General features: G+C 40.9%; 23 protein-coding genes and 1 pseudogene. 18 read left to right on the top strand and 6 right to left on the bottom strand.

The window, feature by feature from the left end; translation table 11 throughout:
- The first annotated feature begins 7 nt into the window (after nucleotides 1-7).
- The 18 genes and pseudogenes from RUMAL_RS10355 (at nucleotide 8) to RUMAL_RS10270 (ending at nucleotide 19,507) form a co-directional block, all read left to right on the top strand.
- Nucleotides 8-589 carry a GNAT family N-acetyltransferase gene (locus RUMAL_RS10355; RefSeq protein ID WP_013498696.1) on the top strand — a complete coding sequence of 194 codons (582 nt, stop codon included), beginning with the start codon at nucleotides 8-10 and terminating at the stop codon, nucleotides 587-589.
- Nucleotides 590-602: 13 nt separating this feature from the next.
- Nucleotides 603-1,553, top strand: a complete 951-nt coding sequence (gene metA, locus RUMAL_RS10350; RefSeq protein ID WP_013498695.1) for a homoserine O-acetyltransferase MetA — start codon at nucleotides 603-605, stop codon at nucleotides 1,551-1,553.
- Nucleotides 1,550-2,230, top strand: a complete 681-nt coding sequence (locus RUMAL_RS10345) for a YoaK family protein (RefSeq protein WP_013498694.1) — start codon at nucleotides 1,550-1,552, stop codon at nucleotides 2,228-2,230. The genes metA and RUMAL_RS10345 overlap by 4 nt, the downstream gene beginning before the upstream one ends.
- 203 nt (nucleotides 2,231-2,433) lie before the next feature.
- Nucleotides 2,434-3,366 carry a DHH family phosphoesterase gene (locus tag RUMAL_RS10340; protein WP_013498693.1) on the top strand — a complete coding sequence of 311 codons (933 nt, stop codon included), beginning with the start codon at nucleotides 2,434-2,436 and terminating at the stop codon, nucleotides 3,364-3,366.
- Between the two features lie 212 nt (nucleotides 3,367-3,578).
- Entirely contained in the window at nucleotides 3,579-4,028 is a 450-nt protein-coding gene (locus RUMAL_RS10335; protein WP_013498692.1) for a hypothetical protein, read from the top strand.
- Nucleotides 4,029-4,080: 52 nt separating this feature from the next.
- Complete coding sequence (locus RUMAL_RS10330; protein ID WP_013498691.1) at nucleotides 4,081-4,893, top strand: zinc ribbon domain-containing protein; 813 nt, start codon at nucleotides 4,081-4,083, stop codon at nucleotides 4,891-4,893.
- A 344-nt stretch (nucleotides 4,894-5,237) separates the two neighbouring features.
- Entirely contained in the window at nucleotides 5,238-5,855 is a 618-nt protein-coding gene (locus tag RUMAL_RS10325; RefSeq protein WP_013498690.1) for a TetR/AcrR family transcriptional regulator, read from the top strand.
- Nucleotides 5,856-5,914: 59 nt separating this feature from the next.
- Nucleotides 5,915-7,675, top strand: coding sequence for an ABC transporter ATP-binding protein (locus RUMAL_RS10320; RefSeq protein WP_013498689.1), 1,761 nt, complete (start codon nucleotides 5,915-5,917; stop codon nucleotides 7,673-7,675).
- Nucleotides 7,675-9,408, top strand: a complete 1,734-nt coding sequence (locus RUMAL_RS10315; protein WP_013498688.1) for an ABC transporter ATP-binding protein — start codon at nucleotides 7,675-7,677, stop codon at nucleotides 9,406-9,408. Before RUMAL_RS10320 ends, RUMAL_RS10315 begins: the two co-directional genes overlap by 1 nt.
- Before the next feature lie 800 nt (nucleotides 9,409-10,208).
- Nucleotides 10,209-11,264, top strand: a complete 1,056-nt coding sequence (locus tag RUMAL_RS10310) for an ABC transporter substrate-binding protein (protein ID WP_013498686.1) — start codon at nucleotides 10,209-10,211, stop codon at nucleotides 11,262-11,264.
- Nucleotides 11,261-12,340, top strand: coding sequence for an ABC transporter permease (locus tag RUMAL_RS10305; protein WP_013498685.1), 1,080 nt, complete (start codon nucleotides 11,261-11,263; stop codon nucleotides 12,338-12,340). Before RUMAL_RS10310 ends, RUMAL_RS10305 begins: the two co-directional genes overlap by 4 nt.
- Nucleotides 12,337-13,116, top strand: a complete 780-nt coding sequence (locus tag RUMAL_RS10300; protein ID WP_013498684.1) for an ABC transporter ATP-binding protein — start codon at nucleotides 12,337-12,339, stop codon at nucleotides 13,114-13,116. Before RUMAL_RS10305 ends, RUMAL_RS10300 begins: the two co-directional genes overlap by 4 nt.
- A 15-nt stretch (nucleotides 13,117-13,131) precedes the next feature.
- Nucleotides 13,132-13,545 carry a DUF4418 family protein gene (locus RUMAL_RS10295; protein WP_013498683.1) on the top strand — a complete coding sequence of 138 codons (414 nt, stop codon included), beginning with the start codon at nucleotides 13,132-13,134 and terminating at the stop codon, nucleotides 13,543-13,545.
- Complete coding sequence (locus RUMAL_RS10290) at nucleotides 13,535-14,737, top strand: ABC transporter permease (RefSeq protein WP_013498682.1); 1,203 nt, start codon at nucleotides 13,535-13,537, stop codon at nucleotides 14,735-14,737. The genes RUMAL_RS10295 and RUMAL_RS10290 overlap by 11 nt, the downstream gene beginning before the upstream one ends.
- Before the next feature lies 1 nt (nucleotide 14,738).
- On the top strand, nucleotides 14,739-15,440 hold the full coding sequence (locus RUMAL_RS10285; protein WP_013498681.1) for an ABC transporter ATP-binding protein: 702 nt from the start codon (nucleotides 14,739-14,741) through the stop codon (nucleotides 15,438-15,440).
- Entirely contained in the window at nucleotides 15,406-15,894 is a 489-nt protein-coding gene (locus tag RUMAL_RS10280) for a GNAT family N-acetyltransferase (protein ID WP_013498680.1), read from the top strand. Before RUMAL_RS10285 ends, RUMAL_RS10280 begins: the two co-directional genes overlap by 35 nt.
- A gap of 551 nt (nucleotides 15,895-16,445) precedes the next feature.
- Nucleotides 16,446-18,473: a CotH kinase family protein gene (locus tag RUMAL_RS10275; protein WP_013498679.1), complete on the top strand. Its 2,028-nt coding sequence runs from the start codon at nucleotides 16,446-16,448 to the stop codon at nucleotides 18,471-18,473.
- A gap of 159 nt (nucleotides 18,474-18,632) precedes the next feature.
- Nucleotides 18,633-19,507, top strand: a pseudogene (locus RUMAL_RS10270) (IS1595 family transposase).
- A 52-nt stretch (nucleotides 19,508-19,559) separates the two neighbouring features.
- Here RUMAL_RS10270 and RUMAL_RS10265 read toward each other — a convergent pair.
- The 6 genes from RUMAL_RS10265 to sfsA form a co-directional block, all read right to left on the bottom strand.
- Nucleotides 19,560-20,708 (bottom strand): zinc dependent phospholipase C family protein, encoded by a 1,149-nt coding sequence (locus RUMAL_RS10265; protein ID WP_013498678.1) that lies wholly within the window; start codon nucleotides 20,706-20,708, stop codon nucleotides 19,560-19,562.
- 65 nt (nucleotides 20,709-20,773) lie between these two features.
- On the bottom strand, nucleotides 20,774-21,364 hold the full coding sequence (locus tag RUMAL_RS10260; protein WP_013498677.1) for a flavin reductase family protein: 591 nt from the start codon (nucleotides 21,362-21,364) through the stop codon (nucleotides 20,774-20,776).
- On the bottom strand, nucleotides 21,361-21,717 hold the full coding sequence (locus tag RUMAL_RS10255) for a hypothetical protein (RefSeq protein WP_013498676.1): 357 nt from the start codon (nucleotides 21,715-21,717) through the stop codon (nucleotides 21,361-21,363). Before RUMAL_RS10255 ends, RUMAL_RS10260 begins: the two co-directional genes overlap by 4 nt.
- Complete coding sequence (locus tag RUMAL_RS10250; RefSeq protein WP_013498675.1) at nucleotides 21,710-22,042, bottom strand: hypothetical protein; 333 nt, start codon at nucleotides 22,040-22,042, stop codon at nucleotides 21,710-21,712. The genes RUMAL_RS10255 and RUMAL_RS10250 overlap by 8 nt, the downstream gene beginning before the upstream one ends.
- Before the next feature lie 121 nt (nucleotides 22,043-22,163).
- Nucleotides 22,164-22,619 carry a low molecular weight protein-tyrosine-phosphatase gene (locus tag RUMAL_RS10245; RefSeq protein ID WP_013498674.1) on the bottom strand — a complete coding sequence of 152 codons (456 nt, stop codon included), beginning with the start codon at nucleotides 22,617-22,619 and terminating at the stop codon, nucleotides 22,164-22,166.
- Nucleotides 22,588-23,283 carry a DNA/RNA nuclease SfsA gene (gene sfsA / locus RUMAL_RS10240; RefSeq protein ID WP_013498673.1) on the bottom strand — a complete coding sequence of 232 codons (696 nt, stop codon included), beginning with the start codon at nucleotides 23,281-23,283 and terminating at the stop codon, nucleotides 22,588-22,590. The genes RUMAL_RS10245 and sfsA overlap by 32 nt, the downstream gene beginning before the upstream one ends.
- Between the last annotated feature and the right edge of the window lie 6 nt (nucleotides 23,284-23,289).

The raw sequence follows: 23,289 nt of genomic DNA, 5'->3' as shown, positions 1-23,289 counted from the left end.
GGATAAAATGGAAGGACTAAACCTTATAGGCTCTCAGCCCTTTGATACCAAAAGGCTGAAGATAAGACCTTTCAGTATAAAAGATGCTTCGTTCATATACAAAAACTGGGCGAACAATGACAATGTTACAAAATACCTTAATTGGAATACACATCAAAGTCTTGAAGCAAGCACCGAGTATTGTAACTCTGTGGTCAAGGCTAATGCTAAGCTAGATAATTTTCACTGGATAATTGAGCTTACCGAGATAAAAGAACCAATTGGAGATATCGCTGCTGTTAAGGTCGATACTGAAAAGCGTGAAGCTGAGATCGGTTTTGTACTCGGTGAAAAATGGTGGAATAAAGGTTATATGACAGAAGCACTTGAAGCCGTTCTAGCTTATCTGATATTCGTTATTGGATTTGATAAGATTATAATACAGCATTTCACTGATAATAAGGCAAGCGGCAGGGTCATGCAAAAGTGCGGACTTGAGCGTACAGGAGCTTCAAAGATCATTCTCGAACAAAAAGGCGGCAGGGAAGAACCTACCGAAGTTTACACTATCACTAAGCAGGAATGGTTCGCTAAAAATATCAGGATTTAAAGGTGGGAATATAATGCCTATAAAAATACCCAACGATCTGCCTGCATTCAAGGCACTTGAAAAAGAAAGGATATTCGTGATACCCAATGACAGGGCAATGCATCAGGATATCCGCGCACTGAAGATCGCCATACTTAATCTTATGCCCGATAAGATTACAACTGAGACACAGCTGCTACGACTTCTGAGTAATACACCTCTTCACGTTGATATCGAGCTTATCCAGATGAGCAGTCATGTTTCTAAAAACACCTCGCAGGAGCATATGCTTGCTTTCTATAAGCCCTTCAGTGAAGTAAAAAATAATCGTTATGACGGACTTATAATAACCGGCGCACCTATCGAACAGCTTGAATATGAGGAAGTTGATTACTGGGACGAATTCTGTCAGGTGCTTGAATGGTCAAAGACTAATGTTTATTCGACCATACACATCTGCTGGGGTGCTCAGGCGGCGCTTTACTATCACTACGGCGTGCCCAAGTATCCGCTGGACGGTAAGATGTTCGGCAATTTCAAGCATCACATTGAACACCCGGAATGTATGATACTCAAAGGCTTTGGCGATGTTTTCCACTGTCCCCATTCACGTCATACCGAGGTAAGACACGAGGATGTTATAAAAGTTCCTGAATTGACTGTACTTGCTGAATCGTATGAGGCAGGACTACAGCTGATCTGTGATTCAAGTGAAAGATTTTTCTTCCAGCTCGGTCACTGGGAGTATGACAGAGAAACTCTTGCAAAGGAGTATTTCCGTGATGTTCGCAAGGGTCTTGATATACAGGTACCCTATAACTATTTTCCGGGAAACGATCCTGATCAGCAGCCGATATTCAACTGGAGCTGTTCTGCTAACCTACTCTATTCCAACTGGCTGAACTATTGCGTATACCAGAAGACACCATACGCACTTGAGGAGCTTACCCCTGTTCCTACAGCGGGCAGACAAAAACTAAAATGAGCAAAACAAGACATGCTGCAGAGAATTTCAAGGTAGGCGCACTGCTGACTCTTGTGGGTGGTTATCTTGACACCTATACCTATATCAGCCGTGGGGGAGTCTTCGCTAATGCACAAACGGGTAATATAGTACTTATGGGACTGAAACTAACTGAATGTGAATTTGGTGCCGCTGTGCATTATCTGATTCCGATCATTTCTTTTGTTGTCGGTGTCCTTGCAGTGGAACTCATAAAGTCTAAATTCAATGATGATCCCAAAGTTCACTGGCATCAGATCACTCTATTGCTTGAAATGTTTATTATCGCTGTGGTCGGGTTCATTCCTGAAAGTCATAATAATATAGCGAATGTTCTTGTTTCACTGACCTGCGCTATGCAGGTGGAAGGTTTCAGAAGGCTGAACGGAAATGCATATGCAACTACTATGTGTACAGGCAATCTTCGCAGCGGAAGTGAGAGCCTGTTTGCCTATCTTAAATCACGGGATGTATCTCAGAGGAAGAAAGCACGCGAATACTTCAGTATTATATGTATATTTATCGTTGGTGCTGTTATTGGTAATGTTCTTACTGGTTTTATCGGCATTAAAGCTGTTTTGATATGTCTTATAGGACACGCAGGTGCATTATTTATACTCAGAACCTATCGTACACCAAATGATAAGACGGCAGATTGATTTATCTGCTGTCTTATTTTGTTTGCTTCATTTTTAAAATACACATTTTCACAAAGAGAACAAAAAACTTTGGTTGAATTTATATAAAATAATATTGACATTAACGAAATAATTTGCTATAATTTATATAGCTAAATGATAAATGCGTCTTGTGAGCATTAATAATTTTTCACATGATCATATCGTAAATTATGGAGGCAAACATGAGAAGACTTGTTACAAGAAGTGACTTTGACGGCTTGGTTTGCGCTATGCTGCTCAAGGAGATCGAGATCATTGATGAGATCAAATTTGTTCATCCCAAAGATGTTCAGGATGGAAAGATAGAGCTGTCAGAAAATGATATAACTACCAACCTGCCTTTTGATAAACGTGTAGGTCTTGCTTTTGACCATCACGAGAGTGAGCTTATAAGAAATAAGCTGGAAGATTATCTGGGCAAGTACATAATCGACGGTAACGCCAAATCCGCCGCAAGGGTTGTTTATGATTATTATGGCGGCGAGCTTGTATTCCACGGAGTATCGGAAGAGATAATGGAAGCAGTCGATAAAGGTGATAGTGCTGATTTTACGGAAGATGAGATCCTTAATCCATCCGGTTGGGTGCTTATGAACTTTATTATGGATGCTCGAACAGGTCTTGGAAGATTTCATAATTTCCGTATATCTAACTATGATCTGATGATGAAACTTATTGATTTTTGTGTTGACCATTCTATTGAGGATGTCCTCAAGCTTCCTGATGTTAAAGAACGTGTGGATCTTTATTTTGAACAGCAGGATGCGTTCAAGGAACAGTTGAAGCGTATAACGGAGATACATGACAAGGTCGCAGTTATAGACCTTCGTAAAGAGGATACTATATTTGCGGGCAACCGTTTTATGGTATATGCTATGTGGCCTGAGGTCGAGTTGTCAGTTCACGTTGCCTGGGGCTTCAAGAAACAGAATACTGCTGTTATGATCGGTAAGTCTATAATAAACAGATCATCACCTTTTGATATAGGTACACTATGTCTTTCTTATGGCGGAGGCGGTCATGCGAATGCAGGTACTTGTCAGCTTAACAATGACATTGTTGACAATGAATTGCCGGTAATTATTGATAAACTTAACGGAAAGATACCTGTTTGATTATTTAAGTTTATATCTATTGAAAATTAAGTTATTTACAGACCGTCGGTGATGTTCTGACGGTCTTTTTGTAGGTAAAATGCATTAAAATCTTTTTTTTGCTTTGTGCAGGCTTGCAATTGATTTTTTTGAGGATATATGATATAATTAAATAGTATGAAAATTTCATCAAACGTGACATATCGTCAGAAAAGCTTTGGGGGAGCAATATTATGACTAAAAGTGATGCGCAGGAAATTTTATCATTTCATTCATGCCGCAACAGAAATGTTGACGATCCGAGATGGGAATTTGGTTTTATTGGTAGACTTCGTCCGTCCGGCGGAGAGCTGAATGAAGATAATTTTATACAGATCATGGAAAGTATCCGTATACTTAAAAATGATCTTTCTGCTGAAGTGATCGATAAATATCTTGTATATGATATAATCAGCATAATACGTCTTACCAGGACCTGGTGTGTATCTCGTGGCAGTAGTTCAAATGACGGAGTTAATGATGAGGAACATGAAAAACTTCTAATGTGGGTAAGTATAATTGAAAAGACCCTTTTTTATCTGCTTGACGGTGCTGATGATGAGATAGCTTTTCAGGATTATTACTGCTATCTTCAGGACAGCAGTGAGCAGCTTCTGAAAGCAGAACTGCTCAGAGCCATATGAGTATATATATTTAATAACAGCGTGTTATTGCTGAATGCAAGGAGTGTTTTGGATGAAATGTCCTAAATGCGGCGAAACAGTCGGTGATCATGATAAGATCTGTCAGTACTGCAGTGCAGAGCTTTTTATTGATACCCAGCTGGCAGAGCGCCTATTTAAGAAAAAGAAAGATCCTCTTCCGGATGATGATAAATTCACAAGGACGGAGAAGAAAAAACATCTTAAAAGACCTGATCTAAAAAAATTTGATTTTCATAATATCAAGCTTATAGCAATAGTTGTGCTTTCGCTGCTCATTTTAGTGCTTGCTGTCGTTCTTATTGTAAGATCAATGGGATCCAAAGGTGAGAAATACGCAAAGAAAGCTGCTGATTTTATAGGTGCAGACTTTGAGATAGCTTCAAAGAAGCTTGATTTTAAGATAAAGCAAGAATCTGGATATAAAGGTTTTACGGCTGTGATTGATTATAACTATGTAGCCGAGTCAGACGATGATCTGCGTATTGATGGTGTTACTTATCCCGAGTGGGCTGTTGTTATCAATACAGACGATGAAAACAGGATCACCGAAGTTCGTTATTGTAATTTTAAACGAATAAAGAGCGATATCAAAGGTGTAAAAAAAGAACATACTATTAATCTTGATAAGTTCAATCCGGGTACAGATAAGTCTGCTATAGATAAAGAGCTTGATATGGATCCATACAGTATAGCTTTTACCAAGGATGGAACTGCATATATTTATCGCTATTGGTATGAAAATGACAGCGGTGATGAGCAGCCTGTTGTTCTGACTGTCTACTATGATACCAAGGATAAACTCAAGACTTATACACCTCAGCTTTTGTTCCATCAGTATATGTGATAATTTCAAACACTTGCTTTTAGGTTGATTCTTATATAGAAGTTTTCCAGCAACTGCTACGAAATACCTGTACAGAAATCCGGAACTAAAAAAGTTGAGAGATTATATTTGCAAAAATTCTTTTTTCTAAAAATACTGCCGTGCAGCATCACACTGCGCGGTAGTTTTTTTAGAATCAGCAGTTCATACTGCGCTTTTGTAATAAATGCTGATATCTGGGATCTGATTAATAATTATTTTGTACGTTGTTAGTAAACATTGTTTACTTGTCTTGACAAATCTTTGAGATTGTGATAATATTTTATAGTAAACGGTGTTCATTTACAGTAGAGGGAGGTCTGTATATGCCGAGAGATAAATCCGAATCGCACGAAAAGATCCTCAAAGCAGCGGTCAAAGAATTTATGGAATACGGCTTTGAGAATGCATCCATGCGTAGGATCGCAAATGAAGTCGGGCTGACTGTCGGTGCGTTGTACAGGCATTTCCCGAACAAAGAGGAAATATTTGCAGTGCTTGTAGAACCTACGATCCGCGAGTTGATGGCGAAATATCAGGCGTTCGTTGAACAGGGTTATGAAGTCATGAAATGCGGCGATATACAGCAGCTCTGGAATGACAGCGAAAGCGAGACCAAGTGGTTGATGTGCTTTATCTACGACCATTTTGAAGCCTTCAAGCTGCTGATCTGTCGTTCACAGGGAACCAGATTTGAGCGTTTTGTTCACGATATGGCAGAACTGGAGGAACGATCCACTCTGGATTATTTCGAGCGTTTGAAACAGTACAATATGACCGTCAATGAACTTTCAAAGCAGGAATTTCATATGTTGGTGACGGCAAATGTGTCCGCGTTGTTTGAGGCGGTGATCCACGACTTCAGTCGTGAAGAAGCCATGCATTATGCAGAGACACTGGACGCTTTTTTTTCTGCAGGTTGGAAAAAGATACTCGGCATCTGATGCCGATTTTCTTTTGAATATAGGTTAGATATAACTAACTTTATGAAGGAGGACCTTTTATGGAACAAACCAAGAAACGCTCTGCGATCAGCTGGGTGGTTGAATTTGCGGGGCAGAAGAAACCGAATTACATATTGAGCGTAATTCTGGCAATGTGTAAGGTAGTATTCGGGCTGATGCCGTATCTGTATATGGCGGATATCGTCCGAAAACTTCTGGAAATGCACGCAGGAACGCTTGATAAGGATATGTCGCTGTTGAAAGCTAGTATCATCAAAATGGCTGTTTTCTGGCTGCTAAGTCGTGTTTGCCATGCAGTGTCAACGACACTTTCTCATGCGGCTACTTTTGAGGTACTAGCAAATATCCGCAGACAACTTACCGAAAAGCTTTCAAAGCTGCCGCTCGGTTCGGTACTGTCGCAGTCAAGCGGCACATACAAAAATATCATTTGCGAACGTGTTGATTCCATCGAAACTACGCTTGCTCATATCATTCCGGAGGTACTGTCCTCCGCGTTCGTTCCGATCGCACTTATTATCTACATGATGACAATTAACTGGAAACTGACGCTGATTTCTTTTATCTGTGTACCTGTTGGCGTGGGCTTTTTCATGCTGATGATGGTCGGAGGCAAGGAAAGTTATGAAAACTGCGTTATCAAAACAAAGCGTCTGAACGATACTGCGGTAGAGTATATCAACGGTATTGAGGTCATCAAGGCTTTTGGCAAGGCAAAAAAATCGTATGATAAATTCGTTATCGCAGCAAAAGAGGGAGCAGACTGCTTCATTGACTGGATGCGCCGCTGCAATCTCTGGCAGAATATTTCACTGTTGATCATGCCGTATTTTCTTCTCGGTCTGCTTCCGTTCGGGGCGCTGTTCTACATGAAAGGCACGGTTTCCGGCTCTGATCTGTTGATGCTGATCATTCTCTCTCTTGGACTTGTTTCTCCTGTTATGACGATTGCCTCCTATTGGGATGGTATAGGAAAAATGGGTACGATCATCGGAGAAGCAACGGAAATTCTCGAAAATGACGAGCTGATCCGTCCAAAAACGATGACAGAAAAGCCTAACGGCGCTGATATTGTGCTTCATGATGTGCATTTCGGCTATAATGAGGATGAAATTCTGCACGGCATCAATTTAAATATCATGCAGGGAACTGTTAATGCACTGGTCGGACCTTCCGGTTCTGGCAAATCCACGATCGCAAAGCTTATCGCTTCCTTCTGGGATGTGAACAGCGGCAGTATATCATTCGGTGGAGTAGATATCCGAAATATTCCGCTGGAAAGATACAATAGAGATATTGCTTATGTTTCACAGGACAATTATCTCTTTGACGAAACGATCATGGAGAATATCCGTATGGGCAACCCCAACGCGACTGATGAAGAGGTAATGAAAGCTGCTAAGATGTGTGGCTGCCATGATTTCATTATGATGCTTGAACATGGTTATCAGACCGTTGTCGGTGGTGCGGGCGGTCATCTTTCTGGCGGTGAACGTCAGCGAATTTCTATCGCAAGGGCGATGCTTAAAAATGCACCGGTCATAATTCTTGATGAAGCGACTGCGTACACAGATCCCGAAAATGAAGCCCTGGTTCAGTCTTCTGTTGCGAAACTGGTACAGGGAAAAACGCTTCTTGTTATTGCTCACAGGCTGTCTACGATAGCTTCTGCCGATCAGATCATTCTGATAAATAACGGCATGGTCGAAGCAAGCGGAACACAGGATGAATTGCTCAAAAAATCATCGTTGTATCGGCAGATGTGGGAAACTCATATGGCAGTAAAGGAGGGTGAATGATGTTTACGACACTCAAACGATTCTTTGATTTCTGCGATGAAGAAGACAGAAAAAAACTGTACGTGGCTATCGGGCTTGGAACGATCAAGGCTATATTTGCAGCGCTGCGTATTTCAGCTATCGGTGTAGTTGTTATGGGCATTCTCGACGGTGATATGACATACAAAACAATATGGGCTGCTGTTGCGATTCTTGCTGCATCAGTACTTGGACAGCTTTTTATAAATCTGAAAACAACGATGCTACAGACCGAAGCCGGGTATCATTCCTGCGCGAACAAGCGTATCGAAATTGCCGAGCATCTGCGCTATCTGCCGATGGGCTATTTCAATGACAACAGCTTAGGACACATCACAAGCGTGACAACGAACACTATGGAAGCACTTTCCGATGTTGCTACCAGAGTTGTCATGCTTACAACACAGGGAATTCTGACAACTATCGTAATAACAGCGTTTGTATTCTGCTTTGACTGGCGTATCGGATTTATTCTGACGATCGGTGTCGTTATCTATGCGCTCGTCAATGCGGCGATGCAGAAAGCCACACGCAAAGGTGCACCAGCCCAGCAAAAAGCGAACAGAGAGCTTGTTGCTGCAGTGATCGAGTTTATTCAGGGCATCGCAGAGGTCAAGAACTATAATCTTGTCAGCAATCGTGCAAAAAAGCTTGAAGCGGCGATAAAAGCTAAGCAAAACGGAGATACACATCTTGAATTTGATGTGATCCCATATATCACTTTACAGGAGATAGTGATAAAGCTCATCGGTGTTGTGATGTGCGCCGCATCTGTATATTTTTATATCGGCGGAAGTATGTCATTGTTATATTGTATCATGATGATGATAAGCTCCTTTATGATCTATGAGAGCCTTGATGTTATGGCAGGATTCTCTTCGTTGATACGAACTGTTGATATATGTGTCAGTCAGGCAAAAGATATCTTGACTATACCCGAAATGGATATTGAAGGCTCAGACATTACTCCTGTAAATCATGATATTGAACTGAAAAACGTCACATTCGCTTACGAAAACAGAATGATCATAAACGGAGTTGATCTGAAGATTCCTGAACATACCACAACTGCAATTGTCGGACCGTCAGGCGGCGGTAAGACAACAATGACAAGTCTCATGGCTCGTTTCTGGAATGTCAAAAGCGGCGAGGTGCTGCTCGGCGGCAAAAATGTCAAGGAATACAGCTTTGACAGTCTTATGCGGAATTTCAGCTTCGTGTTCCAACGAGTTTATCTCTTTGAGGATACGATCGCGAATAATATCCGATTTGGTGATCCGGATGCGCCGATGGAAAAGGTCATTGAAGCTGCAAAAAAGGCTCGCTGCCACGATTTCATCATGAACCTGCCTGACGGTTATGAAACTGTGATCGGTGAGGGCGGTGCTTCTCTCTCCGGCGGTGAAAAGCAGCGTATTTCTATTGCAAGAGCAATCATGAAGGATTCTCCTATAATCATTCTCGACGAAGCGACTGCCAATGTCGATCCTGAAAATGAAGCGGAACTGACAAAGGCGATCGAGGAACTGACAAAGGAAAAGACGATCATTATGATCGCACACCGACTGAAAACAGTTGAACACGCTGATCAGATCATCGTTATTGACGGCGGAAAAATCGTGCAGCAGGGCAAGCATAATGTACTCATGCAGAAGGATGGCATTTATCGTACATTTGTTACTGACAGACAGAAAGCGGCAAGCTGGAAGCTGTAAATTATTGAATCATATGAAAGTTAAAGCGTGTTGTTGCACACCCCGACAAGGAAAAGAGCCTGGCACAAACCTGAAAAAGGTAGTGTCAAGCTCTTTTTTTGGTGGAATAATATAATTACAAAAAAATTAAACCATCTTCATGACATAACGTGTTGCAAAAAATACTAATAACAGCATTATTATGAATCCTATTAGTACAAGTATGGAACTAAGAACCGGACGAGTAGAGAACTTTTCTTTTATGTCTTTACGCTTGATAACTGTACTTGTAGTAATTATTATTACAGCAATTGGCGGCATTATTGATTTCAAAATGTCCATATATATTTTACCTTTCTTTTACTGAGGATCTACACCGTATGAAACTGGTGTCAACTAAAGGATTGTACCACAATAATTAGAAATTGTCAAGTGCGGATAAATATGAATTATGGTATCTATATTCAGGAAAATACGAAAATCAGATTATTGAATGATATAAATATAATTAATAATGAGGCTTGAACCTGATAACGATATCTTATATAGTTAGATAAGATATGCTTAAGTTGTGATCGTATATGAAAATTATAAACGTAAACCGCGTAAATACAAAGCGATAACGTTATCACATCTTAGTTATCATATGCTGTGTATTTTGAATTTTGGTGAAAAGCTTTATCTTAATATTCGTAAAATCGCGCTTTTTCGTAGATTTGGCTGATAACGTTATCACGCATTTTTGTTGACCTTTGAGTGTTTTTGGTATAAAATCTAATCAATGCAGAGAAAGTATCTGCACAACAAGGAGGTAAAAGAAATTGAAAAGGAAAAAATTATTATCACTCTCACTTGCATTTATCTTAGGTGCAAGCATTTTAACATCCTGCTCGGTAAGTGAGGCAGGCAGTGATGTCAGCACAGCTGATGCGAACAATGTAAAGGGATCTTATAAATACGGCAAGATAGACATACCTGGCAAGGATGGCGCACTTTGCGGAGCCCCTATCTATATCGCTTATGAAAATGGTTATTTTGCAGACGAGGGCTTTGATGTGAACCTTATTTCAGCCGATTTTGAAACGAGAAAGATAGGTCTTAATAATGGTTCTATCCCGATAGTAAACGGCGACTTTCAGTTTTTCCCTTCTATTGAAAACGGCATAGATGTTAAGGTGGTTGACGGGTTGCACGAGGGATGCATAAAGTTTGCTGTTCGTCCCGATTCGGACATAAGCACTGTAGATGATCTCAAGAACAAGAAAATAGGTGTTGATGAGATAGGCGGTACACCGCATCAGGTAGCTTCGCTGTGGCTTGAAAATGCAGGAATATCCGCAGACCCGTCCGCAGGAGAAGTAACGTTCCTACCATACTCGGACGGAAATCTTGAATTTGAAGCACTTGCAAACGGTGAGATAGATGTTGCGGCACTATGGGATCCGCTAGGCTCTATACACGAAAAGGCAGGCGATGTGAAGATAATCTTCGATCTCGGAAAAGATCCTTACTTTGAGAACCATTTCTGCTGCTTTTTATATGCATCTAATAAAGTCTTGAATGATGACCCCGAAGAGGTCGCTGCACTGCTTAGGGCTTATCGCAAAGCGCAGGAGTGGTTATATGAACACCCTGAGGAAGCAGTAGATATTATTATAAATAAAAACTACGCATCAATAGAGGATAAGGAGCTTGCGGTAGAGCTTATAAAGAGCTATGGTTTCCCCTCTGCGGCAGAGCATGATGAAAACTGGGACTCACACGTTGAATCTGACGTAAAGTATTTTGTTGACGGACTTGCGAAGATAGGATATCTAAAAAGTGACCCCGATCAGTTTGCAAAAGATATTTATCAGAAAGTTGAGGTTCAAAAATGAGCACGACAGCAGTAAAACTGTCATCACCTGTAAAAGCTGAGCAAAACGGCAAAGCGAGATCTGCTTGGGGATACAAAAATAATGCATACTATCTATTAAAGATACTGTTTACTGTTTCGGGGTTCATTATTGCTGCAGGTGTCAATATTTTCTTTCCTCAGAAAGCAGCATTGGAAATAAAGAATTATGTAATAAGGGCATTCAACCTTAATATAAAGCTCACTATGAATGATGCTTACATTTTGGTACTCGCTGTTCTTACTGTTATTTATGCTGCCGCAGGAGTGCGTGCGTGGGGAGATAATGACAGAAGAAAAAGCTACAGCAAAAGGGCAGCTTTTCGCTTTGCTGTTGGGATAGCTCTTGCTGTTTGGGATATAGGCGGTACTAAGCTGCTATTCTTTCCGCAGCCATTTTTTCCCGGGCCTGCTCAGGTTATCGAGGCTTACCTTGTTGACAGCGAATATATCCTGCAAAACACTCTCTATTCTTTAAGACTTTATGCGGCTGGCTTTTCCTGCGGTGTTCTTTTGGGTGTAGGTACGGGAATACTTATCGGGTGGTTCCCTAAAGTTTATTACTGGGTTTTCCCAGTGCTTAAAATAACTGGCGTTGTACCTGCGGTAGCATGGATGCCATTTGCGCTAACACTTTTACCGAATTCATTTACAGCTGCGGTTTTCCTTATAGTTATATGCGCCTGGTTCCAGATAGCTTTTCTTACTGCACAGGGCATACAGTCAACACCCAGACAAAGCTTTGAAGCCGCAAGGATACTCGGAAGCAGTTCTGTAGATCAGATTTTGCACGTTGCGATACCGCACGCTATGCCGGATATCTTCACCGGAATAACTTCGGCAAATGCAATGGCGTTTACTACACTTGTAATGAGCGAGATGTTAGGTCAGCCGGGTGGGCTTGGTTACTACATCAACCAGTCTAAGGTGTGGAGTGCATACTACAAAGTATTAGCGGCAATAGTTATAATGGCGGTGCTGTTTTCTTTTATCAACCACATCATCGGCAGGATTCAAAAGCACACGTTAAGGTGGCAAGAGGGAGTTGTAAAAAAATGAGCAGCAGTATAAATATACAAAATGTCGACAGAATCTATACCGATGCTGACGGAAGGGCTGTTGAGGCATTAAAAGCTGTTGACCTTGACATAAGAGCAGGGGAGTTTATCTCGCTTATCGGACCTTCTGGATGCGGCAAGACTACGCTCCTGCGGCTTATTGCAGGTCTTGATAAACCGCAGTCGGGATCGCTTTCGATTGACGGCAGAAAGATAAAAGGCGTTGATCCAGAGCGCGGATATGTTTTTCAGCAGGGAAGTCTTTTTCCGTGGCTTGATGTTGAACATAACATAGCCTACGGACTAAGGGCAAGAGGTCAGCTAAGACAGAAGAAAAAGAATGTAAGTGAGTATATCTCAATGGTGGGGCTTGGTGGATTTGAAAAAAGCTATCCTCACCAGATATCGGGTGGTATGGCACAGCGTGTGGCGATAGCAAGGGCGCTGATAAACGAACCTAAAGCTCTTCTATTGGATGAGCCTATGGGTGCACTTGATTCCTTTACAAGAGCTGACCTTCAGGATAAGCTGTTAGAGCTCTGGAAGGAAAAGGGCACAACCATGATACTTGTTACCCACGACATCGATGAGGCTATATATTTAAGTGACCGTATAGTTATAATGACTCCTCGTCCCGGCAAGATAAGTCGTGTGATAGACGTTACTCTGCCAAGACCAAGGCATAGGGGCGGAGTGGAATTTTTAGCTCTTAGACGAGAGATACTTGAGCTTTTTGAACTAGCACAGGCACAGCCCCAACCTGAATATACCATATAAGTTGGTGAAGTAGTGATGAAGAAGAATATACCGGGAATAGTTGAGTTTATAGCTTCAGTGTTACTGACTGTCGGCTCTTTTACATTTTTTAAGGCTTGCAGCAGCGAGCATGAAGGAAAATTTATGACATGTCATTGGGCGCAGAATGCGGTAACGCTAATAGGTATAGTAATCACGCTGCTTGCGCTGCTTAGGATCATTCTAAAAAACAGCGGCATAAAAGCAGGACTTGCGATAGGTGTGTTTTTAACATCTCTTTCGGTTATGTTTATACCCGACCATGTGATAAAGCTTTGCATGATGGACACAATGAGCTGTCACACAATATTCAAGCCTGCGGTGATAGTTATAGCATCTGTTCTTGCAGCTGTGGCAGGTGTTGACAGCATTCTCGGCATCATAAAGGCAGGAAAGAGTAATGGATCTTAAAAAACTTCCTATTATAAATCTTAGACGCAAGCCTATCAGAACAACTGCGCTTATCGTGATAGCCATGGTAATGTCGGCAGCTGCCTTTGGCGGTCAGTTGCTGATAAAAAGTATGCAAAGAGGTCTTGATAGCTTGGAACAGCGGCTTGGCGCTGACATCATTGTTCTTCCCGAGGGAACTGAAAAAAAGGTCGATCTGCAAAACTTGCTATTGCAGGGTACACCCGGGTATTTCTATATGGATAAGTCAGTAGCAGACAGTCTTTCAGAAATAAACGGAATAGATAAGCTCTCTTCTCAGTATTTTCTTGTGTCTGCCAATGCCGAGTGCTGCACTGTTCAGGTGCAGATAATAGGCTTTGATGATGATACTGATTTTACTGTAAAGCCCTGGCTCAAGGAGGCTTATAACGGCACATTAAAAGAAAACGAGATAATAGTTGGTGCCGGGTTATCTACTCGTGTTGGGAATACTCTTGCACTCTACGGTGTTGAGTGCAAGGCTGTCGGCAAGCTCGAAAGAACAGGCACAGGTCTTGACACGGCAGTATATGCAACAAATGATACAGTCAAGGGACTTATAAAAGCCTCGGCCGAGAAGGGTATAGCCGTCCTTTCAAAGCAAAGCCCGGAGAATGTGATATCCTCTGTTTATATAAAAGCAGATAAGGATGCTGATATTGACGAACTCACAGCCGAAATAAACATGAAAGTTGATGGTGTTCAGGCTGTGCGAACAAAATCAATGATGACCGATACAGCAAAGCAGCTGAATGTACTTTCCGAAAGTATAATGGTAATAACAACCGCCGTGTGGGTGCTTGCTGCTGTGATAATGATCGCTGCATTCTATAATAGTGCAAACGAGCGAAAAAGAGAATTTGCATTGTTAAGAACAATAGGTTTCTCAAGAAAGCAACTTAGCAGAATAGTGCTTTCAGAGTCAATTATCACCGCAGGGGCTGGTTCATTGGCAGGTGTTGCTTTGACGGCTCTGCTCAGTTTTTCATTTGTAGGCGTAATCGAGAAAAAGACTGCGCTGCCGATGCTGATGCCGTCTGTAAGTGTAACTCTTTTTTACGGTGCTGCTGTAATGACTATTGTTTTGTTTGCAGGATCGATTGCGTCTGCAATATCGGCATACAGGCTCACTCATATTGAAACTGGCAAAATACTTCGGGAGGGTTGCTGAAATGAAGATAATAGCGGATAGTATCAGCGTTAGCTATAATAAAAAGGGAAATACTGTAAAGGTACTGGATAAGGTTGATATATCTTTTGACAACGGCAAGCTTACCCTGATAACCGGCCGTTCAGGAAGCGGAAAAACTACCCTGATAAATGTACTTTCAGGGATTCTTGCCCCGAATGATGGACAGGTTTATTATGATGATACTTCTGTTTATATGCAAAGCGACGAGCAGCTTTCAGCATTCAGGTGCGAAAATATTGGATATATACCTCAGGGTGCCAGTGCCCTTTCAAGCCTGACTGTATTGCAAAATGTACTTCTCCCATCGGTACTTTCAGGTAATGACGATACGGTTTACGCCAAACAGCTGCTTGATATCCTTGGGCTTAAAAAGCAAGAAAATGCATATCCAGATGAGCTTTCTGGAGGAGAACTCAGGCGGCTTTCGGTTGCAAGGGCGCTTATAAATTCTCCCTCTGTGATTTTTGCAGACGAGCCCACAAATGATCTTGACGAAGAAAATGCCACACTTATTTTAAAACTTCTGAAAGATCAGGCTGAAAGAGGTGCTGCGGTTATCGCTGTCACCCATGACAGCTCAGCGCTTGCGTATGCAGACAAAGTCTATGAAATGAACAGCGGAAGTCTGATCGGTAAGGAGAGAGAAAATGATACTACGATTTGCAGACCTCTCGTATCTTGACGAGATATCAGAGATAGAGTTAAGCTGTTTTCCAAAGGATCAGGCAGCTGAAAAGGATCAGTTCCGATCTCGGTTGATGACTTATCCCGACCATTTTCTGCTGCTTTGCGATGACAATGCAAGGGTAGCAGCGTTTATTAACGGCTTTGTTAATGATCATTCAGACCTGACAGATGAGATGTACAAAAGACCAGAGCTGCACAATGAAAACGGAGCCTGGCAGATGATATTCGGGCTTTGCACATGTCCTGAATGCAGACACAAAGGCTATGCCCATACATTGATGAACGAATTTCTTCGCCTCGCAAAAGAGCAGGGACGCAAGGGAGTAGTGCTAACCTGTAAAGCTGAGTTGATAAGTTTTTATGAGCAGTTCGGTTTTGAAAATGAGGGCGTTTCCACAGGCTCCGTAATTGGCGGCGTTAAGTGGTATCAGATGAGGAAGATATTCTGAAGTATTATTATCGGAGAAGAAAGGTATAACTTCGCTTAGGTGTGATCTCCGCATAAACAGATAAATATTTTAAAATGATCGCATAACCGACGTCGTTATGTAATATACTAAGGTAGGAGAAGCTTCGCTATTACTACTGTGTTCATTTCTTTTTTGTTTTATATTTGTTATCTTGTCTTTTCGACTTTATAATACAGAAAATATTTATAAAAATTGTGCAAAAGGACTTGACAATTTGATTATTCTTTGTTATAATGTACTTGACGTAAAGCGTGTGCTTTACGTATGCCGCCGTTAGCTCGGCTGAAAAAACATCTTAAAGACGCCATTAGGTGCCTTTTGATCGGCTGGCTCATCTTGATGTTATGGCTTTTTGGATGAGCAGGGAATTGATTTATTCGGATAGCTTCCGAAAGAATCATATACTGCCCTCTGGGTTGGGGGCAGACCAGGGAGCAGAGGCGTGTAAGCCGTAAGCTCTTACCATGTTCATAGGATAGCCTGTCTGCGTAAGCTGACAGGCTGTTTTAATATGAAAGGATATGACGTATATGTTCATTAAGAATAGAATTGCCCTGTTTACAGCTATTGTATGCCTTTTGAGTTTGTGTGGATGTTCGGATAATAAAAAAACAGACAATAAGATCGTTAAAAACAATTCTGTGTCAGCTGACAGTGAATATGACGAGAATATCTCTGAAGTTAGTTTTAGTCTGGAAAGCGGATTTTATGAAAGTGAACAGCAGCTTGAACTGTCTGTTAAGGATAAAGATGTTACAATTAGATATACTACCGATGGTTCTGTGCCAAATGCTTCCTCAGAAGTGTATACCGATGCGATTTCTCTGACTGATCGCAGGAATGATTTTTCTATGCTTGCTGAACAGACTGAGATCACAGCAAGTCACGACTATTCTGCACCTATGTCCGTTACTAAGGGAAATGTTATACGTGCTGCTGCGTTTAAAGATGACGGTACTCATGGTGCAGTAACTTCCCACACTTTCTTTGTGGGCATCGACAGAGAGAAAAATTACTCAGATGTTCCTGTTATATCATTGATGATGGATCCCGCTGATCTGTTTGATCATGACTCGGGTATTTATGTACTTGGTAAGATCCACGATGATTGGTTGAAGGAAGATCCTTCAAATGCATCAGTTGATGTTTGGAAGCAGGAAGCTAACTATACTCAGCGCGGAAAAGAATGGGAGCGTCCTGTTTATGCTGAATACATTCTTTCTGACGGAAGTATAGGTTTTACACAGGATCTCGGTATAAGAATAATGGGTGCTGCATCCAGAAATGAACATCAGAAAAGTTTTCGCCTTACAGCACGTAAGGATTATGGTGATAAAAATATAAATTATGAGCTTATACCTGATAATACTCGTTCAGACAGACAGGGTAATGTAGATAAGTATAAATCCTTTGTCCTCAGAAATGGTGGTAATGACTGTAATTTCGCTAAATTCAGGGATCCTCTGCTGCAATCCATGGTCATGGACAAGTCCTTTGAAACTATTCAGTCAACCCCGGTTGTTGCTTTCATTGATGGTGAATACTGGGGAATGTATACTCTTACTGAGGATTATAGTGATAATTATATATCAGATAATTATGATATCGACAACAAAAATGTTGTGATACTTAAAGTTGGTGAGATCGAAGAAGGTACTGAGGATGACATAAAGTTATACAGCGATATGTATGACTTTATCACCGGAAATGATATGTCAGATGAAGCAAACTATACAAAGGCCTGCGATATGTTGGATATACGATCATTCTCGGATTATATGGCTTTCAATATCTATATCGGTAACGAAGATAGTATAATACAAGGTAACAACTGGCGTATGTGGAGAGTTCGTAATGCCGATAATGCTACCGCAGTATCCGATGGTAAATGGCGCATGATGACTTATGATACCGACTATTCCAGCGGTATTTATGTAAATGGAGAAAACTTTGATGATAATTTTATAAAAAAAGCTATTGACGGAACCAAGACATTCAAGGATCTTGAACAGCCTCCTGCTGACATTTTCAGAAGTCTGCTAGATAATGAGGAATTTAAGCAGATGTTTATTCTCTCCTTATGTGATATGAGAAATATCAGTTTTGAAAAAAGCAAGGTCGATGCAGCGTATGATGAAATGCTGAATGCTTATGCGCCTCTTGTTAAGGACACCTTTATCCGTTTCGGACCTGATTATGCAAGAGAAGGTTTCGGCTGGAACGCTGATGCTTTCAAGAAATTCCTGGATGGCAGATATTCGGTTTTCATCACTCATATAACCGATGTATTTAAGCCTGGTGAGAAAGCAACAGTTACTATAAAATCTACCGATAGTAATAAAGGCGGAGTTATACTGAACACAACGGCTCTTGATCTTTCGGATAAAGATTTTAAAGGCGATTATTATAAAGCTTATCCCATCACCGTCACCGCCGATCCGTCGGCAGGAAAATTCGTTAAATGGGAATCAAGCGGTTGTACTCTTTCTGATTCTAAAGCAGAAACAACTGCAGTAACTATTGATGGCGATTGTGAGATAACAGCTGTTTATGAATAAAAATGTAAAGGCAGGGGAGATCCCTGCCTTTTTAAGATTCAAAAACATGGTTATCCCTTTAACACACCACAGATAATTTACAATGCTGTCCAAATAAACAGACCTCAAAACTCAGAAAATATAGTATAATAGTGACAGAAACCGAAGGGAGCTGTCGCTATGTCAAAAAGATTTCCGAAACCTGAGATCACACTTGATGGGATATACTCAAAGTTCGCAGATGAAAGCTTTTGCAAGGATTTTTGCTTGATATCCGCTTTGAAAAGGGCTTTGCCTGCCCGTTTTGCGGTGGCTCTGAGTACCGCAGGATAAGGTCACGCCATCTGCTGCGCTGCAAGTTCTGTAAAGCTGATATATCCGCCACAAACGGAACTTTTATGCACAGAACACATATTCCGCTGAGGCTGTGGATAATCACCGCATTCCTCATTATGAGCAACAAATGCAGCGTTTCTGCTGTTACACTTATGAGAAATTTGGGAGTGACCTACAAGACTGCATGGTACATCCTTCACCGCATCAGAAAAGCTATGAAATGCCGTGAAAAACGCTATTTGCTGGACGGTATAGTTGAGCTTGACGACACCTATCTCGGTGCTCCGACTCACGGTAAAAAGCGCGGCAGAGGTACTGAAAAAGTCAAGATGATCGTAGCTTTATCGAAGAACGCAGCAGGAAATCCCGAGTACGTTAAAATGAGCGATGTGCCAAATTTAAAGGGCATAACTGTGGGTAGATTTGCCAGGGATAATATCCGCGCAGGCTCGAAGATCGAGAGTGATAATGCTCGAAGTTACAAGAAACCGCTGGCACAGAAATACTTCCATGTTTTTGAGACATATGATCCAACAAGCGGTCAGCTGAACTGGATGCATAAAGTTATATCAAACTTCAAAGCAATGATCATGGGAACTTACCACGGAAACGAAAAGATCCACACAGCGTTATATGCTGCCGAATACTGCTACAAATTCAACCGTCGTAAGCTGGGAAACAGTGCGTATTTAAGGCTTTTGGCTGCTTTGGTGCAGTGATCTTACTTGTGGTGTGTTAAGGGGATAACCATATTCAAAAATATGTTTTATATCAGCATAGCACCCATATCATAGTAGGGTTTTCTGGTTCATACGGGGCAGCGGTCAGTTTGCCGCCTTTGGCTGTAAGATACTTTTTAAATTCACTTTCCTCGGTGCTGATAACAAATCTGCGGTTGCCAAGGGCTTCTGACCTGAACTGTGCAGCCTTGCCGTTGATCTTCAGGTAGTCGAATCCGTTACATTTTTTGTTAATGTAACCTCCGTTTTCAGCCTTCAAACCAAATGTTCCGCTCTCACAGAGTTTTATGAGTATTTTCTGTTCTTTATCCTTATCAGCCTCATCAACGATAAGACCTTTGGGCGTTACTGTCAACATAAGACCTGTAGCCTCGTTCTTAAAGCTGTACATCTTGTCGTTGCATACAAAGTTTCCCTTGTCAGAGTTACAGTCTGTATAGAATTTCAGCAGTACAGCCATAACGTGCTGTTCTGTTACAGGTATGGTATTCTTTGCTGTATCATCGAAAGCGCGGGGGTCAAGATGAAGTATTGTATCAACAAATTTACCTGCATATTTTATAAGTTTATTGAAAGCTTCACCCGGATCGGCTTTTTCATAATACTTAGTAAGCCTTTTATCAAAGTTGTCTGCACCGAAACTGCTGTAGCTGTTGTTTATCTGCTTTTCAAATGCATTATGGACGTTGCTTGCTTTTATACCGCTTGTCATATTTGCTACATGAGGCGTACAGCCCATGTCTGAAACAAAGTGTATTGCTCTTCCGAGATAAACCATGGATTCTTTGGTCATGCCGCTTTTATAGAGTGATACTGCCGATGTGTAATTAGCTCGGAAAAGTGTTCGTGCACTGGGAGAAAAATCACCGAGGCGATTGCGATAAAACCCTTTGCTCTCATCAAGCTCCCTGCCCTTGGCATTCATGCATGAATAGTAATGTTTGCCGGGGCCTTCATCAATATCTCCGGTTTTATCAGGCGCAACTGAACCCAACTTGATTTCTTCGTGCCAGTTTTTATAAAAAGCTACAGGACGAAGTTTTTTTTCTTTTTCAAGAAGTTCCAGTGCCTTTTCGGCTATATATCTGTGTACTTCAGAACTCCATGCATAAACATTATCTACTTTGGCTTTTCTGCATATAAGACCTGCAGCCGCAATAGTATATTTCTTCAAATTCATTATTTTTTCCTCTTTCATAATTCTGATATAATGCCACGATCATGTGTGACAAGTCTGTATTCTGTTCAGCGCTTTTTATCAAAGCGCTTCTTATTCTTTTTTACTGAGTATCCGAAAGTGCCTAACTGTTTTCCAAGTTCAAAATATCCTCCGTGAGCATAAGCCAGTAATCCTGCTTTTTCTAGACAAAGTTTGCCTTTTTCATCAAGCAGTTCCTTGGCTGCATTTATTCCGACAATATCTGCGATGAACATATCATGGCTTCCAAGCGGGACTATATCTTTTACCTTACATTCTATGCTGACAGGACATTCAGCGATCATAGGAACAGCTACATTTACACAATCCTCAGTGTGAAGTCCACAGTCTGCAAATTTATCTGTCTTTGCTCCTGTTTTCACTCCGCATCTGTCAACAGCCCGAACAAGCTCCTTAGTTGGAAGATTTACAACAAATTCGCCGCTGTTTTTTATAATATCATAAGAATACCTTTCAGGTCTTACAGATATATAAGTTACCGGAGGTCTTGTACAAAGTATGCCTGTCCATGCGATGGTAAGCACATTTACTTTACCTTCGTATGCACAAGTCACAAGTGTCGGCGGCAGGGGAGAGGTTATCACACTGCCTTTCCAGTGTTCTTTATGATATGTCATTTCAAGTCCTCCTGGGATAAGCCGTGAACTTTCTTATATATTGTATCATAGTCCTTGTAAAGCAGCTGTACTGTATTTTCCAGAAAAAAATAGTGTTTTATGTAAGGCACTAGCAGCCCCATCAGCAGTGCTGCAAGCGGAATAAGTAAAAGCTTATCGAATATCGCTATAGCAAGTATTGTCATAACAGTGCATAAAGCAAAAAGCGCCATAACTATCAAGTGAATGAATCTTTCATGCTGGAACTGATGCAGTTTTTCACTGTGATAATCAAGCAGTTTTGAATAGTCACAGTTTTCATTTTCAATACATTCAAGAATGTATTTTCTGTAATTTGTAAGATATTCAGTCATGAACTTCCTCTTCCAAGTCGGAAAGATCCAGCGGTTCAGCATCAATGATCTTAAGGTCTCTCAGCTTTTTTTCAGTGAATTCACGTTCAGCTGCTTGGCGTGTTTCTTCTGCTTCAACTGTTTTAGCTACAGTCATGACAAGAAGCTTGTCAATTGAACTGTAATACTTCCCTATACGCTGAAAAAAATTCGGCTTGCCTTTTTTCTTTTTGTTTGATATAGTAAGTATGGCTAGAGCAGTTGATATGGAAGCAGCCATGATGTTTTTTTCTGTTTTTGAATTCAGAGAAATATTGACTTTTTTACATATATCCTTGAGATTCATTGATTCTACCTTCCTTTCCGAAAAAATATATTATACTTTATTATACAATATTTTTACGATAATTGCAAGTGGCAAGTCACACAAACTGCACAATTTAAAACATACTATTTATTATACTTTGTTATTTGATTGTCAATCTTTTAAGCAGTCCTTCGCAGCCTTCTTTGATATCATTATATGTTTTATCAAAATCGCCTGTATACCACGGATCGGAGATATCTCTAGGAGTATCGGAATAATCAAGGAGAAGATGTATTTTATTGTCAGGGTCATCGGTAATGATCTTTTTAAGATTTCTTATATTGTACTGCTCCATGCAGAGTATCATGTCATATTCGGCATAATCCGATTTTGTGATCTGCCTTGCATGGTGCCTTGTATAAGAGATATGTTCCGCATCAAGTTTTCGTTTCGCAGGCGGATACATATCGTTTCCTATTTCTTCTCTTGATGTTGCTGAAGATGCTACCTGTATCTTGTCTGCAAGCCCTTTTTTAGTGATCATATCTTTCATAATGAATTCGCTCATAGCCGAGCGGCAGATGTTACCATGACATACGAAAAGTATCTTTATCATTAGATTTCTCCTGTCCTGTTATTTCAAACCCGTTTTCCCATACTTTGCAGGTGCAGAATATTATCTCTACTCCTGCTTTTAATGCTTCTTTCCAAGCGGTTTCAAATTCGGGGTGAGTTTCTTTATTCGGTCTGACTTCTTTTATGCCGTTCATTTGTATCACAAAAGCAAGTACGGCTTTATATCCGTCGTCTTTTGCCTTGATAAGTTCTTGAATGTGTTTTATCCCACGTTCCGTCGGTGCATCGGGAAAATAGCCGATGCCATCATTTTCAAGCGTACAGCCTTTTACTTCCATAAGTATCTTTTCATTACCGTTTTCAATATAGAAATCTATTCTGGAATTGCCATAGGTATATTCTGGGATTATGCGGTCACAGCCTTGCCTATTTAACCATTCAAGCATCGCCTTGTTTGGAGCTTGTGAGTCTATATTGATAATAAGTCCGTTAGTTTTTCTGGCTGTTACAAGGTCATATTTTGTTTTTCTGCCGGGACTCCCGGGTGCAGTGAGCCATACGTCACAACCATCTATTAGGATTTCCTTGCAGCGCCCTGTATTTTTAACATGAACGGTTTCATTTTTTTCGTCTATCTCTACTTGTGCGATAAATCGGTTGGGTCGTGAAATGAACTTTCCTTTTTTTATATTTTTATATCTCATTATTAT

This window comes from Ruminococcus albus 7 = DSM 20455, from assembly GCF_000179635.2.
In the GTDB taxonomy this organism is placed as follows: Bacteria; Bacillota; Clostridia; order Oscillospirales; family Ruminococcaceae; genus Hominimerdicola; species Hominimerdicola alba.
This window is presented reverse-complemented; position numbering and strand designations above follow the sequence as displayed.